Genomic DNA, 15,561 nt, shown 5'->3' with positions numbered 1-15,561 from the left:
TAGCGTCTCGATTTAGATGAGGCAACCGATTAATCAGATTCGCCCTTAATCGCAGTGTGGGCGGCAAGCGTTACATCCCCCGCACACACCCCGCGTGACACGGGTCGCGCCGCCCCCTCACGAGGGGTCCATCGTGGCACAGTGGGGAGGTGATGAGCAAGAAAACCAGCCCCCAGTCCCGGCCCGTCCGGCGCCCGCGAAAGATCCGCACCGGTGGAACTTCCGCAGGTGACGCGGCGGTTCGCCACGGCAGCACCCGCGCCACCGACCCCACGCCGCTGACCGGTGTGAAGGGGCGGCTGCGTCGTTATCTCCCGGTGGCAGCCATCCCCCACGGCGTGGTGGTGCTGGCGATCATCGCGGTGGCCCTGGCGGGGCTGCTTGTGACACGCACCACGTTGGCGGCTCTGCCCGCCACCATCGCCCAAATGTGGCTGATTCTTAACCTTTCCCCAGTCGTGGCGGACGGCACAGTGCTTGGTGTCCTGCCCCTACTGCCCGCCATGGGGCTGGTGGCGCTCATCGCCCGCCGCGTGCGCGTCGCCGTCCGCGAGCGGGTGAGCATCGCCGACCTGTTGGTCCTCGCCGCCGGCGTCATCGGCATTCCCCTGCTCCTCACGCTCATCGCCGCCGCCATGATGTGGGACGCTGGCCGCGTCTTCGACGTCGGCCCGCCCCCACTCGGCCACGCCATCGCGCGCACTCTCATCCTGCACGCGCTGGCCCTGGGTATCGGCATGGGCGGCCGCCTGTGGCGCGCGTTGTTGCGACGCTACAACGCCCCCGAATGGCTTATCGACGCCGCCTCCATCGCCGCCCGCATCCTCATGTACCTGTCCGCGGGTGCCCTGGTGATCCTCGTCGCCCTGGCGGCGATCGGCTGGCAGCGCCAGGTAGAGGTGGCGTCCCTATATAACAGTGGGCTCGGTGTGCTGGCGGTGGCGTTGATCAGCCTCCTCTATATCCCCAACGCGGTGATCGCCGCGGTAGGGGTGCTCTTCGGCTCCGAGTTCCATATCGGCGCGGCATCCATCTCGCTGTATGCCATTGACCTCACCGCCCTGCCCCCGCTGCCGCTGCTGGCCATCATCCCGGGATGGGCGCACCAGTGGTCGATCCTGCTGCTGCTCATTACGTCCATGGCCGTGGCCTATGCCCTCGGTGGGGTGCGGTTCAGTATCGTGCAGACACTGGTCACCGCCGCATTCGTCGCCCTGTTCACCCTCCTTGCCGGCTACCTCATCTCCGGGCGTCTCGGGGAGATCGGTGGGGTCGGCCCCATGCACTGGCTGACCGCGGGTCTCGCCTTCGCCTGGACCGCCGGTATCGGTGTGGCGGCGGCGTTGATCGGGAAGCTGGCAGAGCGTCGCGAAGCAAAGGAAGAACCGGAAGCAGAACCAGAGGAAGCTCCGGAACCGGAACCTGAGGTGGAAGAAGAGCCGGAAGAGATCGTCGACGGTGAAGTCGTTGAGGAAGATCCAGAGCCGGAGCCCGAGTCGGATGAAGAGCCCGCGGTGGACGAAGAGCCTCCGGCTCCCACGGAATCGGGGGAGCCCGGGGAGGAAGTCGACGAGAAGGGCGAAGAAGAGGCTCCCAGGGACTAAGATCAATCGGGTGACTTCCACCCTCGATCCCCTCAACGTCGTTGTGCTCGTGTCCGGTAGCGGCACTTTGCTGCAGTCGATCCTGGACAACCAGGACGATCACTACCGCGTGTCTCTCGTCATCGCCGATGTACCGTGTGCGGCGCTGGAGCGTGCGGAAGGGGCGGGCGTCGATACGCGGGTCGTGGAATTGGGATCCGACCGGGCCGCCTGGAACGTCACTCTCGCAGACGTCATCGCTGAAGGGAACCCGGGGATCGTCGTATCCGCCGGGTTCATGAAGATTCTCGGCGCCGGCGTCCTTGACCGCTTCGGTGGTCGCATCATCAACACCCACCCGGCGCTGCTGCCGTCGTTCCCGGGCGCCCATGCCGTCCGCGACGCACTCGCCTACGGCGTGAAGGTCACCGGTTCCACAGTCCATTACATCGACGCGGGCGTGGACACGGGCCCGATCATCGCCCAGCAGGCGGTCGACGTGGAACCGGATGACACCGAAAGCTCCCTCCACGAGCGGATCAAGAAGATCGAGCGCCAGCTGATTGTGTCGGTGCTTCGAGAAGCAACCATTGACGAGACCACCAGGAAGGTTGAGTTCATCCATGAGTGATGATCGGAAGGTAATCAAGCGCGCGCTGATCAGCGTGTACGACAAGACTGGGCTGGAGGGCCTGGCGAAGTCGCTGCACGACGCCGGCGTGGAGATCGTCTCCACCGGCTCGACCGCCGCGAAGATCGCTGACCAGGGCATCCCGGTCACCCCCGTCGAGAATCTCACCGGCTTCCCCGAATGCCTCGAGGGTCGCGTGAAGACCCTGCACCCGAAGGTCCACGCCGGCATCCTCGCCGACACCCGCAAGGACGACCACCTCAACCAGCTCGACGACCTGGGCGTCGAGCCATTCCAGCTGGTGGTGGTCAACCTCTACCCCTTCACCGAGACCGTCGCCTCGGGCGCGGACTTTGATGCCTGCGTCGAGCAGATCGACATCGGTGGGCCGTCCATGGTGCGCGCCTCCGCCAAGAACCACCCCTCTGTCGCCGTCGTCGTCGACCCGGCCCGCTACGACGATGTTGCCGCCGCCCTCACCGGCGGTGGTTTCACCCGCGCCGAGCGCACCCGCCTGGCACTCGACGCCTTCCGCCACACCGCCGCCTACGACGTTGCCGTGGCCACCTGGCTCGGCGAGCAGGCTGCAGAAGAGGGCGAGTTCCCCACCTGGATCGGTTCCTCCCACGAGCTGACCGCCACCCTGCGCTACGGCGAGAACCCGCACCAGGCCGCCGCCCTCTACGCCGACAAGGGTGCCGGTGGGCTGGCCAACGCCGAGCAGCTGCACGGCAAGGAGATGAGCTACAACAACTACCAGGACGCCGAGGCAGCCTGGCGCGCCGCCTGGGACCATGAGCGCGCCTGCGTGGCCATCATCAAGCACGCCAACCCCTGCGGCATCGCCGTGTCCGACACCTCTATCGCCGACGCCCACCGCCGGGCACATGCCTGCGACCCGATGTCCGCCTTCGGTGGCGTCATCGCCGCCAACCGGGAGATCACCGTCGCCATGGCCGAGCAGGTCGCCGACATCTTCACCGAGGTCATCATCGCCCCGTCCTACGCTTCCGGCGCCATCGACGTGCTGGCCCGCAAGAAGAACATCCGCGTCCTCCAGGCGGAGCCGCTCAAGCGCGCCGGGCTGGAAGTCAAGGAGATCTCCGGTGGCGTCCTCGTCCAGGAGCGCGACACCCTCCAGGCCGAGGGCGACACGGCAGCCAACTGGACCCTGGCCGCCGGCCAGGCCGTCAGCGAGCAGGTCCTCGCCGATCTGCAGTTCGCCTGGACCGCCGTGCGTTCGGTCAAGTCCAACGCGATCCTCATCTCCCGCGATTCCGCCACCGTCGGCGTCGGCATGGGACAGGTCAACCGCGTGGACTCCGCCAAGCTGGCCGTCGAGCGCGCCAACACTCTCGGCCAGGGTGCGAAGCGCACCCAGGGTGCCGTCGCCGCGTCCGATGCGTTCTTCCCCTTCGCGGACGGTTTCGAGGTGCTTGCTGATGCCGGCGTGAAGGCCGTCGTCTCCCCGGGTGGGTCCATCCGTGACGACGAGGTCATCGCCGCCGCCGAAAAGGCTGGCGTGACCATGTACTTCACCGGGGCACGCCACTTCGCGCACTAAGCTGCGCGGGTAGGCAACAGCGCCGTGACGGGGATGATCCGTCACGGCGCTTTATGTTGTAGGGGCCCTAGCGGTAGACCTTCGGGGAGCCGATGATGAAGCGCGACTGGGTACCGGGCTGGTCCGCGTGGTTGGTGATCGTCCAGTCGAAGCGGAGCATGGCCGGGCTGTTCAGCTTCAGGTCGATATGACGCTGGCTACCGGAGTGGACCTCGTACTCGTCGAGGATGACCCCGTCGGCGCGGACCACAACCTTGGCCTTGTAGCCCGTGACCAGGTGCTTGTCATCGAAGCCGAGGGTCGCAGTCAGGCGGGAGTAGGGCTTGTCGAGGTTCCAGTACTGGGAAGCCTTGGACCCGTGCTTGTAGTTCGAAAACTGGTACTCCCGACCACCCATGGTGGCGGTTAGGTTGTAGTTGTTGAGGTACTCGCCGCCAATGGCGGCGGACGGGCTACCGCCGCCACCCGGGCGCGGAGAGGAGGCGGAAGATCCGGAGCTGAGGGCAGGGGAGGCCTGGTTCAGCAGGTTGACGCCTTGCTGGGCCACCTGCAGTCCCTGGTTGGCTGTGTTGAGGCTGTCGCGGAGGTCGTTGGCATGGGCGGCGTTTACTGGGGCGAGAGCGACCGCGAGGGCGGTGACAGTGACGGCGGCGCGGCGGGCGAAGCGGGTCATGACGGGGTCCTTGTCTTTGGGGGAGGGAGATCCGCTCTCTGCGGATGTGACCTCACCGTAAAACGGTGTCCGCCCCTTCGAGGAGCCGTCGGGGAGCACTCCCCGGTCGGGTGGGGTATTGGCACGTGAGGCCACTCGATGTGGGACGATGAGTGCACAGGTTATATCCAGAGTGTGCTGAGAAAGGCCCGCCCCGATGAATGATCATCCGCAGAATCCGTGGGAGCAGAACTCAAGCTCGGGTGGACAGGGGTGGCAGCAGGCACCGCCGACCAATCAGTGGGCCCAGCAGCCGCCGCAACCCCAGTACCAGCAGTATCAGCAGCCGACGCAGTCGAAGGGCTGGCTGTGGATTCTGCTGGCCATCGCGCTGGCGGTGATCATTGCGACGGTGGGTGTCGCAGGCTGGTTGTTCGGGTGGTTCGGGGGCAGTGGGTCGCAGGCCAGTGGGCCGGTGACCTCCACTTTCACCAGCACCGTGCAGGTCGCGCCGGGGGAGCAGGCGCAGACACCCACCACCGAACCCCGCGAGCGGGAACGGGAGCGCGGTGAGCAGGCGGTGCCTTCGGGTTCCATTCCGGCGAACTCCGCTGCCCGCGATAACGCCCCGACGGGTGATTTCAACAGCGTGTGGCGTGGCACCACGGTGACCAGTGAGCCTTTCGCCAATGCCGTGCGTGATGCGTTCGTGCGCAATTACCTCGACACCGGCGACACCGACGCCACCTTGCGGGTCTTTAGCTCAGTCACGGGGCAGACATACACCATGACCTGCCGTGACAATGGCTCCTACGTCACCTGCACCGGCGGCAATAATGCTGTCGTGCATATCTCATGAGGAGGGCCTGGACTCTCCTTCTAGCCGTAGCGCTCACCGGCTGCACCATCCCGGTCGATGAGGAGGAGCCTGATGTGGTGGTCACCGTGACAGAGACGGAGACCACCGATCCGGTTCCGGCCCCGGTCCCGGCGCAGGAGTCGGTCGACGCCGCGGTACTGGAACAGGCGGTCACCGCGGCGATCACGCAGTACGGGGGGAGCGCTGGGGTGGCGGTCTCCGATGGCGTCGACACCTGGCAGGCGGGTGAGATGTCCGCCACCCCGGCGTGGTCGACGGTCAAGGTGCCGCTGGCGATTGCGGCGCTGCGCATCAACCCCGAGCTGGCCCCGAGCGTGTCAGCGGCGATCCGCATCTCCGACAACGCTGCCGCCGAAACCTTGTGGCAGGTGGCGGGCCCGGCGGGGGTGGACGCGGTTCTCGCCGAAGGCCAGGCCGGGACAGCCGTGAACCAGGAGGTACTGCGACCGGAGTTCAGTATCTTCGGACAGACCCCCTGGTCACCCGCTGACCAGGCCCGATTCGCCGCGCATCTGCCGTGCATCGCGGGGGCGGAGACGGTGCTTGCGGATATGGCCGCCGTCGATCCGTCCCAGGCGTGGGGGCTGGGAATTATCCCCGGTGCTCGTTTCAAAGGCGGCTGGGGCCCGGACTTCAACGGTGTGTACACGGCACGCCAGCTGGGGCTGGTGCCCGCCGCAGACGGTAAGCGGGCGGTGGCTGTGGCGGCGACCCCGGCGTCGGGAAGCTTCGCCGACGCCCAGGCGATGACGACGATCATCACCGAAATTCTCGGTGACATGGCAGAATTACCAGTCGCACGCTGTTAACCAGGAGGATCAGGACGTGACTGAGGGACCACCGCCGCTGATTATCAACGATCTCATCGGCAGTCGCATCATGCTGCAGCCAGGCGAGGAAACGACGATCGGGCGCGCCGGGAGCTTTCCCGTCGGCACCGATGACCGCTATCTACATCGCATTCTCCTGCAGATCTGGTACGCGGGGCAGGGGTGGATGATCGTCAACAAGGGTTCGCACATCACCGTCGATATCGAACCCCGCGGGGCGCGTACCTTCTCCCGTCTCACCCTCGGTCCCGGTGCAGTGATGCCGGTGCCGGTGGGGCCGACTGTCATCACCTTCTCCACCCCGGAGCGCCTCTACGAGCTGCACATTGACATTCCCAACCGGGATCTCGCCCGCCCGGGGCCGGTGACCCCGGACGCCGACACCGATGAGACCTACGCCCGGCACACCCCGACCGAGGAGCAGCGTCGCCTCATGGACGCGCTCGCCGATCCGTTGCTGCGCCACCCGGGGGCCGGTGACCATGACATTCCTACCGTCCGGGAAGTCGCGGAGCGGCTCGGGTGGACGGAAAAGGCTACCAACCACCGTATCGAGCGGTTGTGCAAGCGGCTGATGCAGGACGGGGAGCCGATCACCACCCCGTATCGGGTGTCGCTGGCGCGGTATGCGGCGGCGAGGAAGCGTCGATAAGCATCATTGCGGGGGGGGAGTGCTCCCCGCCAGCCGGGGGTAATCCGGTGCGGTGTGCGACTATCAGTGAGGTAACAACGAACGGGAAGGGCGGTGACAGTCATGGCGGAATTCTTCGAGGTCCTGCGGGAGCGCCACGACTTCACCGACATTGAGGAGATCGGGCGCGGCGGCATGGGCGTCGTCTACCGGGCGAGGGATCCGAAACTTGACCGCCGGGTCGCCATTAAGTTGCTGTCGACAGAGCTTCTCGACGCCGCGGCCAGCCTCGCCCGCTTCGAATCCGAGATGCGCACGCTGGCGAAAATCAAGCATTCCGCGGTGGTCACGATCCATTCGGCGGATACGCTTGACGACGATCGCGCGTACTTCGTCATGGACTACATCGACGGCGACGATCTCGCTTCCCTGATCCGCACCCGGCGGGAATGGGGCAACCGTTTCACCATCGAGGAGACCGTCGAGCTGCTCCGCCCCATCGCCGCTGCGCTTGATCACCTGCACCTGCGGATGCAGCCCGCCGTCATCCACCGCGACGTCAAACCCGGCAACATCCTCGTGCCTCGCCGCGGTAACACCGAGGTGCGTTCCCTGCTCACCGACTTCGGCATCAGCCTCGCCGCCGATGACACCCGCATCACCAGCCTGTCCGTGATGATCGGCACCGAACGCTACTACGCCCCCGAACTTTTCCCCGGTGGTACCCACGGCGCCCAGGGCACTGTCCACAACACCCCGACGGCCGCCTCCGACAACTACGCGCTCACCCTCATCGCCTTCGAGATGCTTACCTTGGCCTCCTACAAGGACACCATGAGCGTCGACGAATGGGCCAACCCCGATCGCCCCCTCCCGCACTTGCGCGAACTGGGCATCCATCAGGCTGACCAGGGCAACCTCGAGGGCGTGGAAAAAGTCCTGCGCAAGGCCCTGGCCCCGGCACCGGCGTACCGCTACCAGACTGCCGTTGAGTTCATCCAGGCATTGAGCCAGGCCGGCGGTTCCCGCTCCATCGACCGCCCGCCGGCCCCCGCCCCGCAGTCGGAGACCTACGCCCCGACGATGATCGCCCCGCCCCTGCCGCCCGCCCCGCAACGCGGATCCTCCACCGGGCTCATCAGCCTGTTGCTGGTGCTTATCCTCCTGCTTGGCGGCGTGCTCGGCGGGGTGGCGTGGTTCATGCGGGCCTACCCCTCGTGGGAGAACGAGGAAGCGCCGATCGTCTCCGCCTTCCCGCAGCTGGTGCCCCGCTTCCAGAACCTCAGCGGCTGGGATGGCCTGTCGTGTGCCGCCGGGTCCCGTGAGGAAGGGCAACGCGGCGCGGTGACCTGCAGTGATGCGGAACGTACCCTGCACATCGTGGACTACGGTTCCGGTTCCCAGCGCGATGAGGCGCTGACCCCGCACGAGGCCACCCACTGGCTGTACAACAACTGCGAGATCGCCAGCTGGCCCGCGGGGGATGCCCGCCACGCGATTGTCCCCACCAATACTGCGCACCGCTTCGCTTTGTTCTACTCCGGCCCGAATGCGGCTGACACCACCACCCAGATCCCGGTGTGCTGAAATAGGCCCTAGGAAGACACAGGAGAGACCATGAGCAACCCCTGGGACCACAACCCGCAAACCCAGCCGACGCCGGAGTACCAGCAGTACCCGCCGCAGTACTCCCAGGCCCAACCCAAGCGTGGTGGGGCGATGGTCGGGGTGCTTATTGCCGTGGTGGCGGTCCTGGCCATTGCCGCGGTCAGCCTCCTCGGCTGGCTGCTCTACACCTCCGGCGTGTTCGGCTCCTCCACCAGTTCGGCCCCGGCCGGGGGCACGGTGGTGGTGCAGTCAACGGTCGTGGAGACGCAGGAACCTCAGCCGGAGCCCGAGGAAGAGACCACTACTCACCGCACGACCACGACGCGGACGACCACGGCCACCACCCAGCGGGAGGCACCCGAATCCTCCGTGCCGGGCTTGCGTGCCGATGGCTGGGACGACAACACCATCACCCGCTGTGGCGGTGGCGAGAGCCTCGTGTACGCCGGTCGCGGCGACAACGCCTGGATCACGATCTGTGACGGCGCGGGCGGGCTGACCTACCGTTCCTGGGTTTTCGACGGCCACCTCAACGAACCGGCCACCCAGACCAACCCCGGTCGCTTTGTTGTCGATGTGACACCGAATCGGATTGTCGTGGACTATGACGTCGTTGACATCTACACCAACGGCACCCTCGCCAACTCCGTCCCGCTCTACGACGTGGCTACCCGCTGACCCGCACCTTCGCCTGCGCGAGCAGGTCCGTGACACTGCGCTGGGCAGGGATGTAGATGAACGTCAAGGCGATGAAACCCTCCACCAGCAACACGGAGTGCCCGACGGTCGCGGCGATGAGGATGGCGGGCAGCAGCCACAGGTTGCGTGCTATCGCCCGCACCACGCGCAGGCCGGCGGGGTAGTCCACCCGCACCCGCAACAGGGCCTTGCCGGGGGAGGGCACACCCAGGGTTTCGCTGAGCAGCCGGATCACGGCCAGAACCACCAGGCCGCGCGCCCACCACGACCAGTCCAGCACCGGCGCCAGCGCCAGGCCAGCGAGTGTTGCCAGTGCCATATCCACCGCCCACGCCAGAGCCCGGCGTGGGGAGACATGATCCACCGGGTCGGCAACCCGGCGGGGCGCGGAAGGGTCGATGACGAATGCCCCGGCCAACAGGTCCGTGACCGAACGGCGGTCCGGGCCCAGGACGATGGAGATGCCGACCGCCGTCGCCATCACCCACAATTCTTCCTCCTGCGGCCGAAACAGCACGGTCAACGGCGGCAGCCACAGCCACGTGTTGCGTAACAGGGACTGTGGCAGGCGCATCCAGCGGGCCTCCCCGGGGAATTTCACCCGGATCCCGGCCAGCCACTTACCCGGGCTGGCACCCCAGCCGGTCTCAGTGACAATCCGCAGCGCCGCGGCGATGAGCATGGTGGAGGCCACCACGTCCCACCCGAGTGGTTGCCGGGTCAGCGCCTGCAGCGCCAGTCCGGTGAGGATGACGGCGAGGACTTCACCACCGGTGGCGGCCCCGCGCGTGAGCAGTCCCGCCGGGGCGGGGGCCAGGTGCTCCGGCGGCGCTGGGTGGGCGGTGCCGTTCATGGGGCCGATGCTACCCGCGGAAGGTGTTGGCCTGTGGCGGGCGCCACTTTCGCTCAGTAGTCCATACTGGTTCTCATGAACTTTGGACCCGCGTTTCTTTTTGCCCCCGTGCACCGCCCGGAGTTGATCCCGAAGGCGTATGAGCGGGCGGATACTGTCATCGTGGATCTGGAGGATGGCGCCGGCACAGGTGATCATCACGCGGCGCTTAAGCAAGCCGAGCTGGATCCCACCCGCACCATCCTGCGCACCGTCGGCCCTCTGTCACCGTCTTTTCTTGACGACGTCGCCCTCGCCCGGGAGCTGGGCCTGAACTCCGTCATGGTCCCCAAGGTCGAGTCCTCGCTGCCCGCGGGGCTCGACGGCCTCGATGTCATCGCCATGATCGAGACTCCGCAGGCGGTGGTCAACATCGCCGGAATTGTGGCGCGCCAGGAGGTGATCGGCCTGTTCTGGGGAGCCGAGGACCTGATCACCCTGCTCGGCGGCACGCATTCCCGGCGCCAGTCGGATGAATCAGCGGCCGGGGAGTACCGGGACGTCATCCGGCATGCCCGCTCCCAGGTGCTCCTCCATGCGGCGGCCGCAGGCAAGTTCGCCATCGATGCGATCCACGCGGATTTCCGCGATGAAGGCGGCCAGTTCGCGGAGGCTCTCGACGCCGCGCGTTCCGGTTTCCTTGGTACCGCGTGTATCCATCCGGCGCAGGTGGAGACCGTCCGCCGCGCCTACCGCCCGGAGGCCGAGCAGGTGGAGTGGGCGCGGAAGGTGCTCGCCCAGGCTGCCACCCATGGTGGTGCCTTCCAGGTGGACGGCATGATGATCGACGCCCCGCTGATCAGCCAGGCAGAGCGCATCCTGGCCCGCGCTGAATGACCACAGTGCGGGCAGTCCGGTCGGCGAGGGCGACGTCGATAAGAAAGGCGATGAGACGGCGCGCCAGACAGCTACTCACTGATCAAGGCCAGGGTGCGTTCGACGCGATCTTCGGGGAGCGGGGCGTGGAGGACGTCGAGGGCGGCGTCGGCAAGCATGACGGCGATCGGCGGCAACACAGAATCTGACAACTCGGCCGGAATCGTGCCGTCGTTATCCCGCATCTCAATGACGGACAACGCAATGTGGAAGGGCAGATCTGCCCGCGGGTCATCCTCCCCGACTAGGGCGGCGGCCAGCACGCGGAACAACTCCCGCAGCTGGGTGCGCTGCGTGTGGTACTCCGCGAACTCCTCCGACGCCGCCACCGGCAGCTGGTAGAGACGCCCGATGTTCCAGCGGGTGGACAGAAGCAGCCGGGCCTCCGCAGCCACGAGCGCCCACAGCCGTAACGCCGGGGAGGCATCCGACTCGCCGAGGACATCGGCCAGCTCGGTGGACGGCTCAATCGTCGATTTCAGCAGCGTGAGGAAGATCTCCGTCTTCGACGGGAAGTGGTAGTACAGGGACGCCTGGCGGATGCCCACCGCATCGGCGATCTGGTGGGTCGACGTCGACGCGAAGCCCTGGGTGGTGAACAACTCGGCGGAGGCATCGAGAATCTCTTCCCGGGCCGTGGAACCACGGCGCCGCGGACTGTGCTTGCGGGGACGACCGACTGCACGTGCCATCGAGCCACTCCTTCCTCAGGTTTTCTGTTCGACTAAAGATACCAGCGTTAAGGCAGGGCAATGCCGTGACGTCCCGCGATTGAACGCAGCGCCACGCTCACCAGCCGCGCAGCCGCCCCGTAGGCACTGCGGTCCAGCGACGGCAGGGAGCGCATCGTCTCCTCCTGCCCCCAGGTACCGTGCCGCCAGGCGCGTAGCTCCATGCTCAGGCCGGTGGACCAGGCCTGGGTGAGCGCCTCCGCCTCATCCTCGGTGAGGATTCCCTGGTGCTGCGCCGTGCCCAGGCGGTGCGGGGCATTGCCGCCGCGGGCGCCGGCCAGAAGCCCTGCCCAGCGGGCGACCGCCACGACCGGGTCCATGAGGGAGCCGCGGACATCCACCGGGGTGTCATAGTCGGGCAGTCCCTCCGCCAGGCGCAGCATCGGCGGCAGGTGCGCCAGCGACGGCGCGAGTAGCGCTTCCGCCACGGCCGGGCCGTCGAGGTAGCCAGCATCCACCCAGTAGGCGAGCTTATCTGCGTCCCCCTGCGACGCCGCTGCCGACGCCGCAGCGTCCCAGTGTGCCTGGGGTGCTGGTGCCGGTAGGTCGCCGACGGGGAGAGCGGCGGCGTCGACAAGCTCCCGGAGCTGCTCGTTCGCGTCCGGGGCCTCACCGATGATGAACCAGGTCACGGTGTCGGTGGGGATGGCGTCGCAACGCGCCACCGGGCCGGTGAACAAAAGGCGCGAACCGCCGGTGATCTCCTCCACCGCCGGACTCAGCGCCCATTCCTGCAGCGTGTGCGAGAACCACAACGCCAGCGCCGGCTCCGACTCGCCGTGATCGAGCGCATTGCGCATGAGCTCCTGCGCCTCCGCCAGGATGCCGCGGGCCATCGTGGGGGAGGAGGCGCGACGGGCTTCGGTGTTCAGTTCCGACAGGGAGGGATGCATGATGAAAAACTACCAAACGGCCACGACACAAAGGCACCGCCCGTCCCCGAAGTGGGGGGCGGGCGGTGCCTGAAGTACTTCTACCGTGTCACACAGCCAGCGGCAAAAGTGCGCTGTTGTGACTGCGTCCTGTCAACCGGTTTAGCGGCTGGTGAACGGCAGGAGGGCCATCTCGCGTGCGTTCTTCACGGCGGTGGCGACCTGACGCTGCTGCTGCGGGGTCAGGCCGGTGACGCGGCGGGAACGGATCTTGTGGCGGTCAGAGATGAACAGACGAAGGGTCTTGATGTCCTTGTAGTCCACCTTCTCAATGCCTTCGGCCTTGAGCGGGTTCTTCTTGGGGCGGCGGGACTGCTCCATCCGCTGCTTACGGGGGTTGGTGCGCTTCATTGATGCCACTCCTTACCAGCTGGACTTACGGACGCCCGGCAGCTCACCGCGGTGAGCCATCTCGCGCATGCGGACACGGGACAGACCGAACTTGCGGAGGAAACCGCGGGGGCGACCATCGTGGGAGTCGCGGTTGCGGACGCGCACCGGGGAGGCGTCGCGCGGCTGACGGTTCAGCTCGAACTGTGCGTCGAGACGGTCCTCGTCAGAGGTGTTCGGGTTAGAGATGATGGCCTTGAGCTCAGCGCGACGCTCCGCGTAGCGGGCGACGATTTCCTTGCGCTGCTCGTTCTTGGCGATCTTGGACTTCTTAGCCATAGATTATCGCTCCTCGCGGAATTCGACGTGCTTGCGGGCGATCGGATCGAACTTCATCAGCGAGATGCGATCGGGGTTGTTGCGCTTGTTCTTACGGGTGACATAGGTGTAACCGGTGCCAGCCGTGGACTTCAGCTTGATGATCGGACGAATGTCATTACGTGCCATTACTTAGATCTTCTCCCCACGTGCACGGATCTTGGCGACGACAGACTCAATGCCGTCACGGTCGATGATCTTGAGACCCTTGGTGGAAACGTTCAGGGTGATGGTACGGCCCTCGGAGGGCAGGAAGAACCGACGACGCTGCACGTTGGGGTTCCAACGGCGCGAGTGACGTCGGTGCGAGTGCGAGACGGTCTTGCCGAACTGCGGCGTACGTCCCGTGACCTGGCAAATAGCCGACATGGGTTTTCTTTCTCCTAGCCGCCCACGTCGAAAAGCATGCAAGGACCGCGCCGCACCGATTGGGTTCCGCGTACCCTCGTGACTGAGTACGGGTCGGGGCGCAGTCTTTCACCAGCTGACGGGGCGTAGACGTTTACTTCGACAACAGCAAGGGACAACTCTACAGCCCGCGCCCCTGAAAACCTAATCCCGAGTTCACAGCCCAAAGGCCTTCGCCAACCGCAGGGCCAGCATCGTCCGATCGCGTGCGTGCAGCTTGCGCAGCAGCGCTGAGAGGTGGTTTTTCACGGTGCCTTCCGCCAGCACCAGTTCCGCGGCGATCTCGTGGTTGTTGCGGCCCTGCGCCACCAGCTTGGCGACGATGCGTTCTGTCCTCGTCAGCACCGCCAGCTCACTGTCGTCACCGCCGGTATCGCTTGTCGACGCCCACGCGTAGCGCGCCACCCGGGGATCCAGGATCATACCGCCCTGGGCGGCGGCCCGGATCGCGGCCGCCAGGTCGTCCGGTGAGACGTCCTTGAGCAGGTAGCCGGAGGCGCCGGCGGCAACGAGCTCGGCGACCAAGCGGGCGTCGTCGAAAGTGGTGAGCACCAGGGTGGGCAGGTGTGGCGCGCAGGCTCGGACCACGGCCAGGCCGTCGGTGCCGGGCATGGCGGCATCGGTGATGATGACGTCGACGTCGTGTTCGCGGGCCAGGTGCAGCGCGCGGGAACCATCGGTGGTGGTGGCGACGATGTCGATGCCGTCGATGGTCTCAAAGAGCAGGGTAAGGCCGCGCAGCAGCATGTCGTGGTCGTCGATGAGTAGGACGCGCAGGGTCATGATGCCTCCGGGAGAGTGAGCGTGAGTCGGCAGCCCCCGGTGAGGCCGCCATGCGGGTCGATGTCCATGCGCCCGCCGAGCTCGGCTGCGGCCTGTTGCAGGGTGCGCAGGCCGAAGGAGGGTTCCGCGTCGTTGCCGCGGCCGTTGTCGGCCAGCGACACCCGGTGATCGTGCACCGTGATGTGGACCTCGTCGGCGTCCGCGTGACGCACGACGTTGGTCAGGGCCTCCTGCACGAAACGGAGGATCAGCTGCGCCTGCTCCGGCGGCGGCTCCTGAGGGAGATCAGCGTCTACCGTGACTTGTAGGCCTGTGGTGTCGAAGGAGGCGGCGAACTGGTGGAGTGTGGCGGTGAGGTGATCGTCGATAAGCGTGATCGGACGCATCGCCCGCACGGTGGAACGCATGACATTGAGGGAGTCGGTCGTGGCCTCGCGGGCGCGCAGGATCTCCGCGCGGGCCTTATCTGGATCCCGCTCGATCATCCGCGCCGAGTAATCGAGACTCAGGCCGATAGTGGTCAGCCGGTGGCCCAAACCGTCGTGCAGGGACGCTGCGATGCGCTCACGTTCCTGGGACAGCGCCAGCTCCCGCGAATCCCGCAGGCTGGCGCGGAGACGGGCGTTGGCCGTCTGCAGGTCATCGAGGGCCCGCTGCCGCCCCCGGATCAGCCCAGCCACAGCCAGCCCAGCGGCGACCAGCAGGATCGCATTGCCACCCTCTATCAGGACAAGCGTCCACGGGCTGCCGGTGAACAGGTGAACCCCCGCCGTCACCAGGATGATCACCGCGCCGTAGGCCAGCGCGGCCCCGGCGCTCAGCGACAACAACAACACGATGAGGGTCATCCACTGCATGCCGATACTCACCGGGGAGTTGGCGACAAGAAAAGACGCCAGTCCCACGGCGGCGAAGGCAAGCGCCGTCGGCGTTCCCGGGCGCAACAACCACAGGCACCACGACCCGAGCAGCACCACCGCAGTAACCCCGCCGATGATCTGGTGCTCCACCGGTCGGTGCTCTGCTAACACCGCACCCAGGAACAACAGCCAGGCGACGCCGAAGAAGAAGGTGAGTAACCGTCGGTCCATGCTGTTGACGCTACCGGCAGACACCCATGACCCGGGTCATGAATTTCGCTCGCGAAAACCGT

19 protein-coding genes are annotated in these 15,561 nt (G+C 66.5%); 9 read left to right on the top strand and 10 right to left on the bottom strand.

Annotated features, from left to right (window positions below):
• The first annotated feature begins 152 nt into the window (after nucleotides 1–152).
• Genes Q4G50_RS06620 through purH form a run of 3 tightly spaced genes read left to right on the top strand, consistent with a single transcriptional unit; the run spans nucleotide 153 to nucleotide 3,778 of the window.
• Nucleotides 153–1,604 (top strand): DUF6350 family protein, encoded by a 1,452-nt coding sequence (locus Q4G50_RS06620; RefSeq protein ID WP_303376862.1) that lies wholly within the window; start codon nucleotides 153–155, stop codon nucleotides 1,602–1,604.
• A 10-nt stretch (nucleotides 1,605–1,614) separates the two neighbouring features.
• The gene (purN, locus tag Q4G50_RS06615; protein WP_303376861.1) at nucleotides 1,615–2,214 is read left to right on the top strand and encodes a phosphoribosylglycinamide formyltransferase; all 600 of its coding nucleotides are present in this window, start codon (nucleotides 1,615–1,617) and stop codon (nucleotides 2,212–2,214) included.
• Entirely contained in the window at nucleotides 2,207–3,778 is a 1,572-nt protein-coding gene (gene purH / locus Q4G50_RS06610; protein WP_303376860.1) for a bifunctional phosphoribosylaminoimidazolecarboxamide formyltransferase/IMP cyclohydrolase, read from the top strand. Before purN ends, purH begins: the two co-directional genes overlap by 8 nt.
• A gap of 67 nt (nucleotides 3,779–3,845) precedes the next feature.
• Here the strand turns inward: purH and Q4G50_RS06605 are convergent, their stop codons facing one another.
• Nucleotides 3,846–4,451: a hypothetical protein gene (locus Q4G50_RS06605; RefSeq protein ID WP_303376859.1), complete on the bottom strand. Its 606-nt coding sequence runs from the start codon at nucleotides 4,449–4,451 to the stop codon at nucleotides 3,846–3,848.
• 196 nt (nucleotides 4,452–4,647) lie between these two features.
• Here Q4G50_RS06605 and Q4G50_RS06600 point away from each other — a divergent pair, with 196 nt between their 5' ends.
• The 5 genes from Q4G50_RS06600 (at nucleotide 4,648) to Q4G50_RS06580 (ending at nucleotide 9,057) form a co-directional block, all read left to right on the top strand.
• The gene (locus tag Q4G50_RS06600; RefSeq protein ID WP_303376858.1) at nucleotides 4,648–5,289 is read left to right on the top strand and encodes a hypothetical protein; all 642 of its coding nucleotides are present in this window, start codon (nucleotides 4,648–4,650) and stop codon (nucleotides 5,287–5,289) included.
• Entirely contained in the window at nucleotides 5,286–6,119 is an 834-nt protein-coding gene (locus Q4G50_RS06595; protein WP_303376857.1) for a hypothetical protein, read from the top strand. The genes Q4G50_RS06600 and Q4G50_RS06595 overlap by 4 nt, the downstream gene beginning before the upstream one ends.
• Before the next feature lie 16 nt (nucleotides 6,120–6,135).
• Nucleotides 6,136–6,792, top strand: a complete 657-nt coding sequence (locus tag Q4G50_RS06590) for a DNA-binding response regulator (RefSeq protein ID WP_303376856.1) — start codon at nucleotides 6,136–6,138, stop codon at nucleotides 6,790–6,792.
• Between the two features lie 102 nt (nucleotides 6,793–6,894).
• Nucleotides 6,895–8,358, top strand: a complete 1,464-nt coding sequence (locus tag Q4G50_RS06585) for a serine/threonine-protein kinase (RefSeq protein WP_303376855.1) — start codon at nucleotides 6,895–6,897, stop codon at nucleotides 8,356–8,358.
• 30 nt (nucleotides 8,359–8,388) lie between these two features.
• On the top strand, nucleotides 8,389–9,057 hold the full coding sequence (locus Q4G50_RS06580; RefSeq protein ID WP_303376854.1) for a hypothetical protein: 669 nt from the start codon (nucleotides 8,389–8,391) through the stop codon (nucleotides 9,055–9,057).
• On the opposite strand, the gene Q4G50_RS06575 is transcribed toward Q4G50_RS06580, so the two are convergent.
• Nucleotides 9,047–9,931, bottom strand: coding sequence for an RDD family protein (locus tag Q4G50_RS06575; protein ID WP_303376853.1), 885 nt, complete (start codon nucleotides 9,929–9,931; stop codon nucleotides 9,047–9,049). The two genes, Q4G50_RS06580 and Q4G50_RS06575, sit on opposite strands and share 11 nt — an antisense overlap.
• 75 nt (nucleotides 9,932–10,006) lie before the next feature.
• Between Q4G50_RS06575 and Q4G50_RS06570 the strand changes: the two genes are divergently transcribed.
• Complete coding sequence (locus Q4G50_RS06570; protein WP_303376852.1) at nucleotides 10,007–10,807, top strand: CoA ester lyase; 801 nt, start codon at nucleotides 10,007–10,009, stop codon at nucleotides 10,805–10,807.
• Between the two features lie 71 nt (nucleotides 10,808–10,878).
• Here Q4G50_RS06570 and Q4G50_RS06565 read toward each other — a convergent pair whose 3' ends face one another.
• The 8 genes from Q4G50_RS06565 to Q4G50_RS06530 all read right to left on the bottom strand — a co-directional run bounded on the left by Q4G50_RS06565 (nucleotide 10,879) and on the right by Q4G50_RS06530 (nucleotide 15,499).
• Nucleotides 10,879–11,538, bottom strand: coding sequence for a TetR/AcrR family transcriptional regulator (locus Q4G50_RS06565; protein WP_303376851.1), 660 nt, complete (start codon nucleotides 11,536–11,538; stop codon nucleotides 10,879–10,881).
• A gap of 47 nt (nucleotides 11,539–11,585) precedes the next feature.
• Complete coding sequence (locus Q4G50_RS06560; RefSeq protein WP_303376850.1) at nucleotides 11,586–12,470, bottom strand: putative nucleotidyltransferase substrate binding domain-containing protein; 885 nt, start codon at nucleotides 12,468–12,470, stop codon at nucleotides 11,586–11,588.
• Nucleotides 12,471–12,611: 141 nt separating this feature from the next.
• A complete protein-coding gene (rpsR, locus tag Q4G50_RS06555) occupies nucleotides 12,612–12,860 on the bottom strand; it encodes a 30S ribosomal protein S18 (RefSeq protein ID WP_303376849.1) in 249 nt (82 codons plus the stop codon).
• Between the two features lie 12 nt (nucleotides 12,861–12,872).
• The gene (rpsN, locus tag Q4G50_RS06550; RefSeq protein WP_303376848.1) at nucleotides 12,873–13,178 is read right to left on the bottom strand and encodes a 30S ribosomal protein S14; all 306 of its coding nucleotides are present in this window, start codon (nucleotides 13,176–13,178) and stop codon (nucleotides 12,873–12,875) included.
• Nucleotides 13,179–13,181: 3 nt separating this feature from the next.
• The gene (gene rpmG, locus Q4G50_RS06545) at nucleotides 13,182–13,346 is read right to left on the bottom strand and encodes a 50S ribosomal protein L33 (RefSeq protein WP_040085297.1); all 165 of its coding nucleotides are present in this window, start codon (nucleotides 13,344–13,346) and stop codon (nucleotides 13,182–13,184) included.
• A 3-nt stretch (nucleotides 13,347–13,349) separates the two neighbouring features.
• Complete coding sequence (gene rpmB / locus Q4G50_RS06540; protein ID WP_303376847.1) at nucleotides 13,350–13,586, bottom strand: 50S ribosomal protein L28; 237 nt, start codon at nucleotides 13,584–13,586, stop codon at nucleotides 13,350–13,352.
• A 195-nt stretch (nucleotides 13,587–13,781) separates the two neighbouring features.
• Nucleotides 13,782–14,408 carry a response regulator transcription factor gene (locus Q4G50_RS06535; protein ID WP_303376846.1) on the bottom strand — a complete coding sequence of 209 codons (627 nt, stop codon included), beginning with the start codon at nucleotides 14,406–14,408 and terminating at the stop codon, nucleotides 13,782–13,784.
• Nucleotides 14,405–15,499, bottom strand: a complete 1,095-nt coding sequence (locus Q4G50_RS06530) for a sensor histidine kinase (RefSeq protein WP_303376845.1) — start codon at nucleotides 15,497–15,499, stop codon at nucleotides 14,405–14,407. The genes Q4G50_RS06535 and Q4G50_RS06530 overlap by 4 nt, the downstream gene beginning before the upstream one ends.
• Between the last annotated feature and the right edge of the window lie 62 nt (nucleotides 15,500–15,561).

The sequence above is a fragment of the Corynebacterium sp. genome, from assembly GCF_030538285.1.
Taxonomy (GTDB): domain Bacteria; phylum Actinomycetota; class Actinomycetes; order Mycobacteriales; family Mycobacteriaceae; genus Corynebacterium.
Note: the sequence above shows the minus strand (reverse complement) of the source record. Positions and strands in the feature narration are given on the sequence as shown.